This is a genomic window from Arthrobacter sp. StoSoilB19 (genome assembly GCF_019977275.1).
Lineage (GTDB): Bacteria > Actinomycetota > Actinomycetes > Actinomycetales > Micrococcaceae > Arthrobacter.
In genome coordinates this window covers 1151693-1166727 of record NZ_AP024650.1, presented here as the reverse complement: position 1 = coordinate 1166727, position 15035 = coordinate 1151693, and the positions used below count along the sequence as shown (strand labels likewise).

At 66.5% G+C, this 15035-nt stretch carries 18 protein-coding genes; 9 read left to right on the top strand and 9 right to left on the bottom strand.

Features of this window, described 5'->3' with window-relative positions:
* Position 1 precedes the first annotated feature (1 nt).
* Positions 2-406: a hypothetical protein gene (locus LDO86_RS05400; RefSeq protein ID WP_155845590.1), complete on the bottom strand. Its 405-nt coding sequence runs from the start codon at positions 404-406 to the stop codon at positions 2-4.
* Positions 407-451: 45 nt separating this feature from the next.
* Entirely contained in the window at positions 452-658 is a 207-nt protein-coding gene (locus LDO86_RS05395) for a DUF4177 domain-containing protein (RefSeq protein ID WP_018770442.1), read from the bottom strand.
* A 208-nt stretch (positions 659-866) separates the two neighbouring features.
* Here LDO86_RS05395 and LDO86_RS05390 point away from each other — a divergent pair, with 208 nt between their 5' ends.
* The 6 genes from LDO86_RS05390 (at position 867) to LDO86_RS05365 (ending at position 5670) form a co-directional block, all read left to right on the top strand.
* The gene (locus tag LDO86_RS05390) at positions 867-1856 is read left to right on the top strand and encodes a 2-keto-3-deoxygluconate permease (RefSeq protein ID WP_018770443.1); all 990 of its coding nucleotides are present in this window, start codon (positions 867-869) and stop codon (positions 1854-1856) included.
* Positions 1853-3055, top strand: a complete 1203-nt coding sequence (locus tag LDO86_RS05385) for a four-carbon acid sugar kinase family protein (RefSeq protein WP_224084367.1) — start codon at positions 1853-1855, stop codon at positions 3053-3055. The genes LDO86_RS05390 and LDO86_RS05385 overlap by 4 nt, the downstream gene beginning before the upstream one ends.
* Complete coding sequence (pdxA, locus tag LDO86_RS05380) at positions 3055-4059, top strand: 4-hydroxythreonine-4-phosphate dehydrogenase PdxA (protein ID WP_056393322.1); 1005 nt, start codon at positions 3055-3057, stop codon at positions 4057-4059. Before LDO86_RS05385 ends, pdxA begins: the two co-directional genes overlap by 1 nt.
* Positions 4060-4194: 135 nt before the next feature.
* A complete protein-coding gene (locus tag LDO86_RS05375; protein ID WP_224084366.1) occupies positions 4195-4968 on the top strand; it encodes a DeoR/GlpR family DNA-binding transcription regulator in 774 nt (257 codons plus the stop codon).
* Between the two features lie 46 nt (positions 4969-5014).
* Entirely contained in the window at positions 5015-5281 is a 267-nt protein-coding gene (locus LDO86_RS05370) for a type II toxin-antitoxin system prevent-host-death family antitoxin (protein ID WP_224084365.1), read from the top strand.
* Complete coding sequence (locus LDO86_RS05365) at positions 5278-5670, top strand: type II toxin-antitoxin system VapC family toxin (RefSeq protein WP_224084364.1); 393 nt, start codon at positions 5278-5280, stop codon at positions 5668-5670. The genes LDO86_RS05370 and LDO86_RS05365 overlap by 4 nt, the downstream gene beginning before the upstream one ends.
* Before the next feature lie 17 nt (positions 5671-5687).
* On the opposite strand, the gene LDO86_RS05360 is transcribed toward LDO86_RS05365, so the two are convergent.
* The 3 genes from LDO86_RS05360 to LDO86_RS05350 are packed head-to-tail and all read right to left on the bottom strand — an operon-like array spanning position 5688 to position 7524.
* Positions 5688-6167: a nucleoside deaminase gene (locus LDO86_RS05360; protein WP_224084363.1), complete on the bottom strand. Its 480-nt coding sequence runs from the start codon at positions 6165-6167 to the stop codon at positions 5688-5690.
* Positions 6168-6187: 20 nt separating this feature from the next.
* On the bottom strand, positions 6188-7078 hold the full coding sequence (locus LDO86_RS05355) for an NAD(P)H-binding protein (protein ID WP_224084362.1): 891 nt from the start codon (positions 7076-7078) through the stop codon (positions 6188-6190).
* Positions 7075-7524, bottom strand: a complete 450-nt coding sequence (locus LDO86_RS05350; protein WP_224084361.1) for a nuclear transport factor 2 family protein — start codon at positions 7522-7524, stop codon at positions 7075-7077. Before LDO86_RS05350 ends, LDO86_RS05355 begins: the two co-directional genes overlap by 4 nt.
* A gap of 98 nt (positions 7525-7622) precedes the next feature.
* On the opposite strand from LDO86_RS05350, the gene LDO86_RS05345 reads away from it, so the two are divergent.
* Complete coding sequence (locus LDO86_RS05345; protein WP_224084360.1) at positions 7623-8285, top strand: TetR/AcrR family transcriptional regulator; 663 nt, start codon at positions 7623-7625, stop codon at positions 8283-8285.
* A gap of 24 nt (positions 8286-8309) precedes the next feature.
* Here the strand turns inward: LDO86_RS05345 and LDO86_RS05340 are convergent, their stop codons facing one another.
* Together LDO86_RS05340 and LDO86_RS05335 are read right to left on the bottom strand one after the other, a co-directional pair.
* Positions 8310-9401, bottom strand: a complete 1092-nt coding sequence (locus LDO86_RS05340; protein ID WP_224084359.1) for a HoxN/HupN/NixA family nickel/cobalt transporter — start codon at positions 9399-9401, stop codon at positions 8310-8312.
* A 10-nt stretch (positions 9402-9411) separates the two neighbouring features.
* Positions 9412-9927: a cupin domain-containing protein gene (locus LDO86_RS05335; RefSeq protein WP_026265952.1), complete on the bottom strand. Its 516-nt coding sequence runs from the start codon at positions 9925-9927 to the stop codon at positions 9412-9414.
* 77 nt (positions 9928-10004) lie between these two features.
* On the opposite strand from LDO86_RS05335, the gene LDO86_RS05330 reads away from it, so the two are divergent.
* Positions 10005-10643: a TetR/AcrR family transcriptional regulator gene (locus LDO86_RS05330; protein ID WP_224084358.1), complete on the top strand. Its 639-nt coding sequence runs from the start codon at positions 10005-10007 to the stop codon at positions 10641-10643.
* 78 nt (positions 10644-10721) lie between these two features.
* On the opposite strand, the gene LDO86_RS05325 is transcribed toward LDO86_RS05330, so the two are convergent.
* Entirely contained in the window at positions 10722-11975 is a 1254-nt protein-coding gene (locus tag LDO86_RS05325; RefSeq protein WP_224084357.1) for a M20 family metallo-hydrolase, read from the bottom strand.
* Positions 11972-13666, bottom strand: coding sequence for an amidohydrolase (locus tag LDO86_RS05320; RefSeq protein ID WP_224084356.1), 1695 nt, complete (start codon positions 13664-13666; stop codon positions 11972-11974). The genes LDO86_RS05325 and LDO86_RS05320 overlap by 4 nt, the downstream gene beginning before the upstream one ends.
* A 157-nt stretch (positions 13667-13823) precedes the next feature.
* Here LDO86_RS05320 and LDO86_RS05315 point away from each other — a divergent pair, with 157 nt between their 5' ends.
* Complete coding sequence (locus LDO86_RS05315) at positions 13824-15017, top strand: helix-turn-helix domain-containing protein (RefSeq protein ID WP_224084355.1); 1194 nt, start codon at positions 13824-13826, stop codon at positions 15015-15017.
* Positions 15018-15035: the final 18 nt, after the last annotated feature.

Genomic DNA, 15035 nt, shown 5'->3' with positions numbered 1-15035 from the left:
GCTATCCCCGTTGTCGGCGGCCCCGCGCCCAGATAACCTCAGCAACGCCGCCCAGGGCCAGTGGGAACGCAACGACGGCGGCCAGGAAGCGCATCAGGTTGTAGGGCTCCGCCAGTGCCGCCCAGCCCACGAGCACACCCGGCAGCCCCACGCAGACAGTCACCCAGATGGGGTTGCCACGACGGTGCGACCAGATGGCGGCCGCGATCGACATCACGCATCCGCCGTAGGTGAAGCGGTTACCGACCCAGGACTCCTCCATCTCCGCCGGAGTGGGCAGCCAGAAATAGAAATCGGCGCGCACAATCCCATAGCCGATCAGGACCATCGAGGCGAGGACGAGCAAAAGCCACCCAATGGTTCCGGTCCATCGTCGGCGGGCCTCCCGGACAGCAGCCTGACTCATCGCGGCGGGCTATTCAGGGGTCGCGGCTCGATTGGAGGTGTGGACCTAGACCAGGCTCTCGAAGACCATCGTTGCCTGGATGCGGTCACCGCCGCCAAGTCCCTTGCTCCCGCTGCTGGACGTGGTGATGGTGTGGAGCCGGTAGCCCTTCGCGGCCTGGTCGTTGATGGCTTTTTCCAGCGAGGTCAGGTTGCCCGAACCGGTTCCCCACAGTTTCTCCTTGAGGATCACCTGCATGACGACGTACTGCATGGCGCTGCTTCCTTCCGACGCTGGTCAAGTGGCAGCAATGCTACTCGCGGGAAGCGTGAGACATCGCAACGCCGCGATGCCGGCCTCCAACGTGCTGCGCGGTTCACGCAAGGTGGCTTGCGCTTAACGCGCAGTGCGGCATATGATCTACATCATGCTTCGAGCTGACTGCTCGGCCCCTCTCCCCCAACAACAATGAGGTTGATTCATGTCTGTCCCAATCAAGGCCACCATGGAAAAAGTTCCCGGCGGCATGATGCTGATTCCCCTGCTGATCGGTGCCCTTCTCGGCACCTTCGCCCCGGATTCCGCCAAGTTCTTCGGCTCCTTCACCGGCGCACTCTTCACCGGTGGCACCACCATCCTTGCGGTCTTCTATGTCTGCATGGGCGCCAGCATCGATATCAAGGCCACCCCGTACATCCTGAAAAAGGGCGGCGTCCTCTTCGGCAGCAAGGTCCTGTTCGCGATCATCATCGGCGTCATCGCCGGCAGGTTCCTGGGCGAACTTCCCATTGACGGCGGGATCCTGTCGGGCCTTTCTGTCCTGGCCATCCTGGCGGCCCTCAATGACACCAACGGCGGAATGTACATGGCCCTGATGGGCCAGTACGGCAAGCCCAAGGATGTGGCGGCCTACTCCGTCATGACCCTGGAATCCGGCCCCTTCCTGACCATGGTGACCCTCGGCGTCGCCGGACTGTCCGCCTTCCCCTGGCAGGCCCTGGTGGGTGCCATCATCCCCCTGCTCCTCGGAGCCATCCTGGGCGCCCTGGATCCGGCCATGCGCAAGTTCCTGTCCTCCGCGGCCCCCGTCCTCATTCCGTTCTTCGCCCTCGCGCTGGGCTTCGGCCTGAACCTGGGACAGGTTGTCAACGCGGGACTGCTGGGAGTGGCGCTCGGCCTGTTCGTCCTCATCGCCGGCGGCGCCGTGCTCTTCCTTGCGGACAAGCTGACCGGCGGCTCGGGCATTGCCGGCCTGGCGGCAGCCACCACGGCCGGCAACGCAGCGACCGTTCCCATGCTGGTGGCGGCAGCCAATCCGGCCTACGCTCCCGCAGCCGGCCCCGCCACCGTGCTGGTTGCCGCCTCCGTGGTGGTCACCGCCATCGGCTGCCCCCTCATGGTCGCTTGGTACGCTAAGCGCCTGAAAGCCAAGCAGACCGTGGAGACTCTCGAGGTGTCCCCAGCAGTATGAACACCAACGCAGCCATGCGCTGGGCAATCATTGCCGACGACCTGACGGGAGCGGCGGATGCGGCCGCAGCCTACGGGCCCACGCACAGCAGTTCCGTCATCCTCGACATCGACAGCGCTTGGCCCGACGCCGGGATTCTTTCGATCAATACCGAGAGCCGCTACCTGCCTCCCGCGGAAGCAGCCAAGGCCGTCACGGCGGCGGCCGGCCGGGCCCTGGGCCAGCACCGGCGGGTCTTCAAGAAGATTGATTCACTGCTGCGCGGCAACGTGGGCGTGGAAGTGGCGGCAACACTGGCGCGGCTCGCCCAGGGCCGCGGCAAAGGCCTGGCCGTTGTTGCCCCCGCGTTCCCGGGCACGGGACGGACCACCCTCGGCGGCATCGTGCGCGTCAACGGTGTTCCCCACACCGCAGGGAACTTTGACGGGGACACCGCCGCGGCACTCGCCGCCGGCGGCCTCACCGCCGAAGTCGCCGGAACAACCGGACGCACGCCGGAGGAACTCGCGCGGCACCTGCGGGACATGCAGGAACGCGGAATTGACGCCGTCGTACTGGACGCCGTCTCCGACGATGACCTCAAGGCCATCGCGGCTGCCGCGGACCTGCTGGACTTCCCCGCCCTCCTGGTCGGTTCCGGCGGCCTGGCAGGGCACATCGCGGACCGCGAAGAACGAGCCTCTGCGCAAAACGCGCAGGTTCGGCGCGTCAGCCGGACCCTGACCGTGATCGGCAGCTACTCCGCCCTTGCCCGGCAGCAGATTGGTGAGCTGGTCGCGGCCGGGGCTGAACACATCACCCTGGACCACGCCACCCTGGACGGCACTGCGGTCCCTCACCTGGTTGCCCAGGCGATGGGGCGGACAAACGTGGTGCTGACCCCGGACCCCATGGGCGCCGTGGACAAGTCGCAGGCACTTGTTGTGGCGGCGGCCCTGGCCCGTGCCACCGCGGCGGGCATCGGGCACTGCGACGCCCTGGTCCTCACCGGCGGGGAGACGGCCACGGCGGTCCTGAAAGCCCTCGGCGCCGGCAGCTTCACCGTCCTCGGAGAGATTGAGCCCGGCGTCGTGATGAGCCTGCTTCCCGGGTCACTTCCCCTGCTGGTCACCAAGGCCGGCGCGTTCGGCGACGCCGGGACCCTGGCCCGGACCACCAACTTCCTTACTGCCACCACGACTGAAATGAGTATCAAATAATGGGACGCCCGATTGTTGCCATCACCATGGGCGATGCGGCCGGCATTGGCCCGGAAATCATCGTCAAAGCGCTTGCCGACGCGGAGCTTCGGTCAAAGGCGCGGATGCTGGTCATCGGCGACCTCCGCCGGATGCGGCTGGCAGCGGACATCGTCGCCAGCCCGCTGACCCTGCGCCCGGTCCTGGAGCCGTCCGAGGCTTTGTTCGAGGAAGGCACCATCGACGTGCTGGACATCGACTGCATCCCGGAGGACCTTGCCTGGGGCGAGCTCTCCGCCGCCGCCGGACACGGGTCCTACCTCTTTATCGAGAAGGCCGTCCAGCTGGCCATGGACCGGCAGGTGGACGCCATCTGCACCGGGCCGCTGAACAAGGCGGCGCTGCACGCGGCCGGGCACAAGTTCCCCGGCCACACCGAACTCCTTGCCGAACTGACCGGCACCGAGGAAGTGTCCATGATGCTGACGGCGCCCAAGATGCGCGTCATCCACGTGACCACCCACATCGGCCTGATCGATGCGATCGCCAAGATCAACGGCGACCTGGTGTACCGGACCATCAAGCGGGGCTATGAACTGCTGCGCGCGTCCGGCATCGAGAATCCGCGGATCGCCGTGTGCGCCATCAACCCGCACGCGGGCGAGAACGGGCTGTTCGGCTACGGCGAGGAGGCGGAGAAGATCCAGCCGGGCATCGAGAAGGCCCAGGCGGACGGGATCGACGCCTTTGGCCCGCTCCCGGCGGACACCCTGTTCTTCCTGGCCGGCCGCGGCGACTTCGACCTGGTGGTGGCCCAGTACCACGACCAGGGCCACGGCCCGGTGAAGGTTTTGGGCCTGGAGAACGGCGTGAACATCACGGTGGGCCTGCCCGTGGTGCGCACGTCCGTGGACCACGGCACGGCGTTCGACATCGCGGGCAAGAACATCGCGGACCATGAGTCGCTGCTGGAGGCACTGCGGCAGGCAGTTGACCTGGCGCCGTCGCGCGACGAGGCCCCCTAGCCGCACGGAAGAATCGGCCGGTCAGCGTAATATTGCTGACCGGCCGTTTTGCCGGCTCTGGGCTGCGGAACTTGCCGGAGCCGGAACTAGCATGGTTAGCACTGCCACCGCCATGCCCACGGGAGGAGACCGGGAATGCTGAGCGCAAACGCGCGGCGCGAGGAGATCTACCACCTTGCCGTGACCACCGGGCTGGCCTCCGTGGAGGAGCTCTCCGCCCGGTTCCAGGTGACGGCCTCCACCATCCGCCGCGACCTGGCTTTGCTGAACGGACAGGGCCGGCTGGCCCGCACCTACGGCGGTGCCATGGCACTGGGCGCCCACCCCGAGGCGTCGCTGCGGCAGCGCACCGGCGAGGCGTTCGAGCAGAAACACGCCATCGCCCGCTGGGCGGCGGCCCTGATCCGGCCCGGGGAAAACATCCTGCTCGACGCCGGCTCCACAGTGGGTGCCCTGGCCCACGAACTGCGCGGGTTCGGGAAGCTCGCGGTCACCACGCCGGGCATCAACACCATGCAGGAACTGGCCGAGTCCGAGGGCATCGAGGTGGACTGCCTGGGCGGCCGGCTGCGCAGCCTTTCGCAGAGTTTTGTGGGTCCGCTGGCGGAGGCGGCGCTGGAGCGGATGAGCTTTGACCGCGTGTTCCTGGGCGCCGACGCCGTCACGGCCGAGGACGGCATCTGCGAAGCCGACCATGCCCAGACCCGGCTCAAGGAGCTCATGGCCCGGCGCGGCCGGGAAGTCTATGTTTTGGCCGACTCCTCCAAGCTGGGGCTGCGCCCCTTCCACGCCTGGGTGCGGCTGGCGCTGCCATGGACTTTGGTGACGGACGACGGCGCCAACCCCGCCCAGGTGCAGAAGTTCCGGGACGCAGGGGTACAGGTTGAGGTGGCTGCCGTCAGTCGTTGAGTCCTAGGCTTCGAAGCGAATGCTACGATTGCTACGGAGGTGTGCCATGACAACAATCCCCCACCGCGAGCTAAGGAATCAAAGCAGCAAAATCCTGGAGCGGGTGAAAAACGGCGAAACCATCGATGTTACGAATAACGGCGAAGTTGCCGCCACCCTTATCCCGCCTGCAGCCTCACCCTTCGAGCGCCTGCTCCTGTCCGGCAGCGTGCGGCAGGCCGCGGAAAGCCTGGTCGACTTCCAGTTGCTCCAACGCGTGACGTCTGATGTGGGCACGGCCGACATAATCGCAGACCTCCGCGGCGACCGGTGATTCTGTACGTCGACACGTCGGCGGCCCTGAAACTGGTGGTCGAGGAACCTGAGTCCGGTCCCACTGCGGAGTTTCTTTCAACGGCGGCGCAGCGGGGTGACCGACTTGTTGCCTCGATGCTCCTTCACACGGAGTTGCACTGCGCCGCCAACCGCCGCGGCCTGCCGCCGGAACTGGTTAACGCGGTGTTGACCGGAATCAACCTGGTGGACCTGACGCGTTCAGACCTCCTGTACGCGGCCGCACTGCCAGGTAAATTGCGCAGCGCGGACGCGATCCACCTCGCGGCTGCGATCAGGCTTGAAGCAGACCGGTTGATCGCCTTCGGCAAGGAACTGCTGGGGGCAGCAACCCGAGCAGGACTTCACACGATCTCCCCGGGCAGCTAGCCAGCTGCCTCGCACCCCTACTCCGCGATGTCCTCGGCCCACAGCTCCGGGTGGTCGGACTGGAAGGTGCGCATCATGTCCACGCAGCGCTGATCGTCCAGCACCACCACCTCAACCCCGCGGGACCGCAGGAGCTCCAATTCGCCGTCGAACGTGCGTGCCTCCCCCACCACCACGCGGGGGATCTTGAACTGGATGATGGTTCCCGCGCACATGGCACAGGGTGCCAGCGTGGTGTAGAGCGTGGTGTCCCGGTAGCTCTTTTGCCGGCCGGCGACGCGCAGCGCGGACATCTCGCCGTGCGCGATCGGATCGGCGTTCTGGACCCGCTCGTTATGCCCGCTGGCAACCACCACGCCGTCCCGGGCGAGCGCCGCCCCGATGGGGATCCCGCCCTCGGCCAGGCTCTTTTGGGCGGCCTGGTAGGCGGCTTCGAATGCGGGGTGGGCGGCGCGGTCTGGTTCCGGCGCGGTGGATTCATGCTGCTCATGGGTCATGGCGCCATTGTTGCACGCGGCTAGGCCAGAGATCCCGGAGCACCTGACGCCTCGAGGACCTGCTGCAGCCCGGTGACCGGGATGTCGGGAAACTCGGCCCGCGCTGGGCCAAACTCGAACGCCGCCGCCCCCGATTCCTCCCAGGCCGCGGCACCCGCCACCCGGGCAAGGAACGGTGAAAGCGGCCTGGCCGCCACGGACAGCAGCCGGACGGCGGCGGCCGGAACCCGCTGGATTGATCCATGGCCGGCCCGGGCAAGCAGAGCCTCCGCCACCTCATGTGCGGGGAGCGTCTGCGAGCCCCATTCGATGACGCGGTTCCGCAGCGCCGGGTCGCGGAGGGCACGGACCACGACGGCGGCCGCGTCCCGGACCGAGGTATAGGTCACCGGGGCGGACCCCGAGCCGAACACGGGCACCTTGCCCTTCGACTCAAGCGGCGCCGTCATGATCTCCAGCCGCTGTTCCAGGAGGGCGCCGATCCGGACGATCGTCCAGTCCATGCCGGAGGAGCGCACGGCGTCCTCGGCCGCGGCTTTGCAGCGCAGGAAATCGATGGGCCCGTCCGCGGCAGCGCCGGGCATGGACATCATCACCACGTGCCGCACTCCGGCCGCGGCCGCCGCGCGGACCAGCCGGATGGCGCCGTCGCGGTCAACCGCGCGCGGGCTGGAGTCCTTGATCCCGAACCCCGACGCCGCGAACACCACCTCACTGCAGCCAGCCACCGCCTGCCTGCAGTCCGCGTCAGAGCCGAGGTCCCCGTGAAGGAGTTCGACGCCGTCGCCCATCTTTTGCGGGAAGGGCTGGGACTTGCCCCGGGCCATGATGCGGACCTGTTGCCCTGCGGCAACGAGCAGGGGAACCACGGCGCGGCCAAGGCGGCCTGTACCGCCGACCACCAGGATCATGACCGGTCACCTCCGGCTGCCCCATGGACTGCCTCGCTGACGGCCTGGTTCACGTCGCCGGAGTCCTGGTCCACGGGTTCGAGGTAGAACTGGGCGGCGGCGATTTTGTCGTCGCGGTGGGTGAAGATGGCCACCCCTGCGGCGCGCTGCACGGATCCGTCCGGCCGGGTGCCGCGGTTGCTCCATTCGATCCAGACTTTACCGTCCGGTCCGGTGGCCGCGTCATGGACCGTCAGGGTGAGGTCCGGCAGGCCGGCAAAGAGCGCCGTCCAGTTCTTCCGGACCTGCGCGGAGCCCGTGAAGCTGCGGGCCGGGTGGACGGGGGTGGTGTTCCGGTAGTCCTCCGCGAACTGGGACACCATGGCCTCGAGGTCATGGCGGTTGGCCGCGGCCAGCATGCGCCGGACCGGGCCTTCGGGGACGCGCCCGATTCCTGAAGCGTCCATGATCTGCTCCTTAGGTTCCGTCGCGGGAGGCGGAGAGGCTGGTACGCTGAATTTGATACAGTCAGCTGTATCTAACTGATACAAGGAGCTTAAGCCCGATGGGACCCGCGGTCAATGGTGCGCCACCCCGCTCCCGCAGCTACGACGCCCGGCGCCGGCAGGAGGCTGCCGGGGAAGCCAGGAAGCGGGTGATGGCCCAGTCCCGCGCGCTGTTCCTGGCCCACGGGTACGGCCGGACCACCATCGCCGCCATCGCCCACGCGGCCGGCGTCTCCAAGGAGTCCGTGTACAAGGGGTTCGGCGGAAAGCCTGGGCTGGTGCGGGCCATCTACGAACAGAGCCTGCTGGGCGCCGGCGGCCCGCCGGCGGAAGAGCGGTCGGACCGCGCCCAGGCCACGGTCACCGATCCCCGCGAACTCATGGAACAGTTCGGCCGCTTCATTTCCGAGGTGAGCCCGCTGGGCTCCCCCGTCTACCTCCTCATCCGGGACGCCGCGGCGAGCGGGGACCAGGACATGGCCGCGCTCCTGCGCGACGTGGATGACGGGCGGTACCAACGGATGCTGCACAACGCGCGCCAAGTGCTCGGAAGGGGATTCCTGCGGCCGGGCCTGACCGCGGAGGAGGTGGCCGACGTCTTCTTCATGAGCACCTCGGCCGAGCTCTACGAAACCCTGGTCCTCAAGCGCGGCTGGAGTGCCGAGCATTTCGGACGATTCATGGCCCGTACCTTGGCGGCCAACCTCCTGCCGGAAGGCTGAGGCAAACGGGAACCAAAAGGCGGCTCACTCCTCCAGGCTGGCAGCAGTGGGCGAGCCGCCCCGGAACCTCCAGATGAAGACCCCGGCCAGCCAGGCGAGAACAAACAAGCCCACCACGGCGTAGCCAGGCCCCGTCAGATCGATGCTGCCGATGGCCGCAAAGACCCCGGAAACCGCTCCCGTATTCGCCGTAACCACGGACAGCAGTTCCACGGTCCCCACACCCAGCGCCACGGTGGCCGAGAGCCCGGTCAACAGCAGGTTGTACAGCAGCCTCCGGCGCGGGTGCGCGAACGCCCAACCGTAGGCCGCGTTCATGAACCATCCGTCCAGGCTGTCAAGCAGGCTCATGCCCGCCGCGAAGAGGACGGGCAGGGTGAGGACGGCGTACCAGGGAAGTTCCACCGCCGCCGCTCCCCCGGCCACAACCAGCAGCGCCACCTCGGTGGCCGTATCGAATCCCAGGCCGAACAGCAGGCCCACCACATACATCTGGCCCGGCCGGGTGATGCTCCGCATGACCGGGCGCAGCAGGCGGACCAGAAGGCCCGGGACCTCGACAGTCGTCCCCAATCCCGGCTGCCCCGCCCGCGGCCGGAAGTCCTTGGCGACGCGGACCAGCAGGGCAAGGTTGAGGAAGGCCAGGAGGTAAAGGAACAATCCTGAGATGGTGGCGCCCACTGGCCCCAGGACCTCCCGCCACCACGAGGCGCCATCTCCGAGCTGGTTTCCCAGGCTGCGGGCTCCCGCAGCCAGCAGCAGGCAGAGGCCAAGGACGATGCTGGAGTGGCCAAGGGAGAACCAGAAACCGACGGAGACGGGCCGAAGGCCCTCCCCCATGAGCTTTCGGGTGGTGCCGTCGATCGCGGCGATATGGTCCACGTCGAAGGCGTGGCGCATGCCCAGCAGGTAGGCACCCAACCCGATCCCCAGTCCGAAGACCTGGCTGGAGCCGAGGAGGAGGTTCTGCGGGACGACGCCCAGCACCAGCACACCCCAGCCCACCACGTGCAGCAGAAGTACGACGGCGGCCATTCCGGCCAGCGGCGCGCCCGGCTTCTGCGCGGCGGGGCCACGTCGCCGTCCCGTTCGGTAAAGGGGAACCTGGAGGCCCATGGCCTTCCCGTCAGCCCATCGGTGGATTTAGCCCGTACCGGGCGATGATGTCCGGCAGCCATGGCGCCTCGCCGAACTGGAGGCCGTATTCTGCGGCCAGTTTGCCGATGGCTTCAGGGTCCGGCGGTCCACCGGCTTCAAGCTGGTCGGCCAGTCCCCAGAAGAAATGCTCGAACCCGGCGGGGCTGATGACTTCGATCATCCGCGCCGGAACTTTGCCCGCATTCCACATGGTGTGCAGTTCGCCGCGCGGCTTGGTGATGTAGCCCCCGGCGCCCAGCACTGCCTCGCGCTCACCGGACCGGAATCCGATCTCGCCCTCCAGGACGATTGAGTATTCGTCCTCACGGCTGTGCATATGCACTGGAACCAAGGCCCCCACCGGAAACGGGTGTTCCACGATGGAGATCTGCTCGTTGGTGTGTTCACCGAACAGTTTGAAGACAACCCCGATACTTCCGAGACTGCCCTGGCGTCCCTCCCCAGGCTGCACGACTGTCAGCCGCGGAGCCTCCTCAGCGCCCATGGCATCCATCCCTTTCAATTTCGATATACAGTGGTGTATATCGAATTGTCAGCCCACGCAGGACCGGTGTCAATACTTTGAGTGAACAGCAGCGTTCAGCCAAAGCGCGCAAGTACCAGATGAACAAGCGTGCCGAGCAGGTGGACACAACCCGGCAGCGCATCGTGGACGCGGCGGTGGCGCTCCACGGGTCAGTCGGCCCTGCCCGGACCACCATTGCGGGCATCGCTGAGCAGGCCCAGGTCACCCGGCTGACGGTCTACCGTCATTTCGCCGACGAGGAAGCGCTGTTCTCCGCCTGCTCCTCGCACTGGCTTTCACAACAGCAGCCGCCAGATCCTTCGGCGTGGTGTGAGCACCCGGACCCCCTCCAACGCCTCCATGCCGGACTCACAGACCTGTACCGGTTCTACCGCGACGGCGAGCCCATGCTCAGGAACATCTACGGCGATTGGGCTGCCCTTCCGGAAAAGCACCGCACAGGCCTCCGGGAGCGCGACACGTTCTTCCGTGACCGCCTCCTGGAGGCATTTCCGGAGCCAGGCAGCGCCAGGCTGCGCGCCGTCGTCGCCCACGCGGTGTCCTTTTGGACCTGGCGTTCCCTCTGCCACGAGAACGGGCTCGCAAATGAGGACGCCGTCCACGCCATGACGGACTTGGCTGGGGTGACGGCCGGCCTGCGGCGGGGCGCCGGCGCCCCCGTGCCAGGACAGTAGGGCCACCCAAGCGGGCAAGGCCCTACCGCTCATGCCTCTTAACCTTCCCCGAAACGCCTGGTTCGAAAGGCTACCGGCTCAGTCCTCTTCCAATTCGCCGCAGACAAGCCGCCGCGTAACGTCCGTCAACAGTTCGACGCCGCGCAACGCGTCGTCGTCGCGGGTGTACTCCGCTTCGTTGTGCGAGATGCCTTCGACGCTGGGAACGAAGAGCATGACGGTCGGAACCACATCCTTCATGTTGGTGGAATCGTGCCCGGCGACGGTCATCACGTCCCTGTGGCTGTAGCCCAGACTCTCTGCGCTTACCCTGCCCAAGGCCGCGCCCTTGGACTGGTAGGACACCACACCCCAGTTGTGCGTCAGGTCCAGGCGGATCTCCGTCCGGGAATCTGCCTCGGCGTCGACAATCCTCTTGCCCAGCCGTTCCATGGCCACGCCCAGGACGGACTCATCGGGGGAACGCAGGTCCAGGTTCATCAGGACCTGGCGGGCGATGGTGACCGGTGAGTTCGGCAGGACATACAGCTCGGATACCGACGTGTGCAGCAGCCCGGGCTCGAATTCCGCAGTCAGTTCACGAGCGGCGGCGATGACCAGCGCAGCCCCAAAGAGGGCGTCACGGCGATCCTCCATGCGGGTGGCGCCAGTGTGTGACTGGGCTCCGTCCACGGTAACCCGGTACTTGCTGGCGGCCCAGGTGCGGTCCACGATCCCCACTTGGGTGCCGGTTTCTTCCAGGTTCCTGCCCTGCTCGATGTGGATCTCGGCATAGCGTGCAACCTCGGCGAGGACCGGGGCATTTCCTTGCGAAGTGCTGTGTCCGGCGGCCAGGGCTTCCGCCACTGTGATTCCGGCAGGGTCTGCGGTGGCAAGCGCGCCCTCCAGCGGCAGCTTCCCAGTGAAGACAGAGCTTCCCATCATGCTGGGCGCGAAGCGGCTGCCTTCCTCGTTGAACCAGTTCACAACGGCCAGGTTGTAGGTGGGGCGGAGCTTTCCGGCCTGGACTTCCGCAGCGACGCGGGCGCCTGCATGGGCCGCTGCGAGCACGCCATAGGCCCCGTCGTACCGGCCGGCCAGCGGCTGGGAGTCCAGGTGTGAGCCGACCAGCACATAGGGGGCGCCGGAGACCAGGTCCAGGGTGCCGAACTGGTTGCCTGCCCCGTCCACTGATTCGGTATAGCCGTGCTGGGCCAACCATTGGCTGAACCATGCCCGCGTGGCATGGTCTGCTGCCGTGCCGGCCTGCCGGTCCACGCCTCCCCCGGGCGTGGCGCCGAAGCCAGACATCGTGGCGAAGTCTGCGAGGAACTCGTCGTGTGCGGTGCTCATGGGGTTTCCTTCCCTGTCAATGCTGCCTCAAGGTCTGTGGCGCGGACCGGCGCCGGCAGATTTTCCTCGCCGAAACGGATTTGCCCGCCCACCATGGTGGCGAGCACGCGGGTGGCTGAGATGTTTGAGGGGTCCACGGCGGTGGGGTCCTGGTCCAGGAACACGAGGTCCGCCAGGTACCCCGGTGCCAAGCGGCCCTTGATGTGCCCGGTTCCCGTGGCGGCGGCCGATCCCGTGGTGTAGGCTGCCAGCGCTTCGGCCGCGGTGATCCTTTCGGCCGGGCCGTACACGTCGCCTGAAGGAGTCAGCCGCTCCACGAACGACTGCATGACATCCAGGGGCCGGCCGTTGGAGACGGGGCGGTCTGAACTTCCCGGCAGTGTAACTCCTCGCTTCAGCAGGCTTTTGGCGGGATAGGACCACGAGGTGCGTTTGGGGCCCAGCAGGCGGGCCATACCGTCTCCAAACTCGGTGATGAAGTGCGGCTGCGGGACCAGCACGATGCCGGCCCGGGCTATCTGGTCAAGCTGATCGGGGCGGACCACGCCGCCGTGCTCGATCCGGTTGGGCTGCGCGTTGGAACCGAACTTTTCCTGTGCCTCAGTGATGATGTCAATGGCGTGATCGATCGCGTGGTCACCGATGGCATGCATCGCAATCGCCCAGCCCGCCCGGTAGGCGCTGAGCGCCGACTCGCGCAGCTGGTCCGCGTCCATTTGCAGGTAGCCGTGGTTGTGGGTGCAGCCGACATAGTCCTCGGTCATGTAGGCGGTACTGCCAAGGAGCGAACCGTCGCTGAAGATCTTCACTGGTCCCAGGCGCAGCCAATCGTCGCCCAGGCCGGTGCGGATTCCGGCGTCGAGGCTTATGGAGGCCGGGTCATCGGCGTGGCCGGGCACATCGTGGAGGGCATCCATAACCAGCATTGGCTGCATCCTGACGCTCAGCATCCCCTTGTCGCGGGCATTCTGGTACGCGGCGAACTCCCGCGGCGAATAGCCGATCCAGCCACCGGCGATGCCCGCATCCGTGACGCTGGTAATTCCTTCGGAGAGGTAGTGTGACGTGGCCAGATCCAGTGCGCGTTCAATGGTCTCCAGCGGATACGGCAGCAGGATGTCCTGCACCAAGCGCATGGCGTTTTCCTCCAGCAGCCCCGTCGGCAGGCCATCTTCGCCCATGACGACGGCTCCGCCTTCGATCGGTGCACTGATATCGGCCTGGGCGGCTACGAGCTCCAGTGCTACGCCGTTGAGCGTGCAGGCGTGGCCGGAGGAGTGTTTGATCCACACTGGACGTCCCCCGGCCGCCGCATCCAACCGGTCCCTGTCCGGTTGCTGGCCGCCAAGCAGCAGCGGACTGTAGCCGGATGCCACAACCCACTCCCCCGGGGCCATTTCGGCGGCGGCCTCGGCGATGATCTGGTACAGCCCGTCCAGATTTGCCGCTGCCCCTGCGTTGGCCTCCATGAGCCCCAGACCGAACCAGACGCTGTGCGCGTGGACGTCATTGAACCCAGGGACAATCGTGGTTCCGGCGGCATCAATGGTCCAGAGGGCGTGGCCGCAAAGGCTGGCGTCGGGATCCACATCGAGGATTCTGCCGTCGTGAATGAGCAGGCTTGTCGCGGTGGGGCGGGAGGCATCCTGGGTCAGTATGCGTGCATTGCGAATCAGGAGATCGAAGGGCATGGATCCTCTTTGCTAGGGTCCCCGGGCCTTTCCGAGGAGTTAGGACCGCGGCCTGAAAGTGCGGCTCCGTCCATTCAACTCTGTGATATCGCTGCCTTCAATGGATATAGAACGCTGTTTCATGGTCAAACTTTAGGCTTTTGCATAAAATGCCTGCATGACAGCAAATGATGGTGACGATGCGCGATCCTACGGTACGACCGCCAGGGAGTTCCGTCCCGGCCGTCCCACCGAGCCGGAATGGACCGAGTTGCTGGAGAGTCTTTGGAAGGATCGATCCCTGCTGGTGGACGACTTCCTGGAGCGTTTTTCCTCCATTTCCTATGGTGAAGCAGTGGTTCCCAAGGAGGACATCTACTGGACCGCAGCGGACACCATGGACATGTTCCTCTATCAGATGGCCGGGTTGGAGCTCCCCCCGGACCTGCAGACGCTTCCCCGCGAGGTGGCCGCCCGGCGCGCCCGCCAGGGCGTTCCCCTCGACGCGTTCCTGGTAGCCATCCGCAATGACTTCCGTGTTCTCTGGAAGGGGCTGGAACGGGTCGCGCGGGACAAGGGGATCGGTGTCCTGGTGGCCAACATGGACCGGGTCCTGGACGCCGTCGAAGGCTACGTGACCAGCATCCAACAGGCCTATGCCGAGGAAGAGGCGCGCCTGGCCCGCAACAAGCAGTTGTACCGCCAGCGCCTGCTTTCCCGGCTGTTCAATGCCGGACCTGGCACCCCACGTGAAGTCCAGGACCTTGCAGCGGCCCTCGAAGTGCAGGCCACCGGGACCTTCGAAGTGCTCGCAGTGACCTTGGACGCCGTATCCCAGGCCCAGCAGCAGTTCGAGTCCGACCACAGCATCTATATGTACGAGAACAGCGGAGTCCTGTATGTCTTCCGGCAGCAGCGGAAGGGGCTGACCTGGCGTCACGAACCGCCGGACTTTCCTGCCGGGTACGTACCGGGAGTGGAGGGACTGGATGCCGTTCCCTCCGCTGCGGCTTCGGCACTTGTGCTGGCACAGCAGAAGCGCCGCGGCACCCGGCTGGCTACGATGGAGGACGCATGGATGGGAATCGCCAGCGGCCTCCTGGAGCAGAAGTTTCCCGGCTTTTCCACCTCCATAAAGAACGCTCTGGACAAGTGCACGCCCGTCGAACGGCAACGCCTGCTGGAGGTGGCACGCAGCTATGGGCGGACCGGATCCATCAAAGAAACGTCGGAGGAGCTGTTCTGCCACCGCAACACCGTAGTGAACCGCCTCCACAGCCTTCACGAGGCGATCGGCCTTGACCTCACAGTGCCGGGCGAGGCCGCGCGGGCACTCATCGCCCTCAGCCGCTACAGCGAGTTCACCGACTAGTTTGTGAAAATGCCTAAG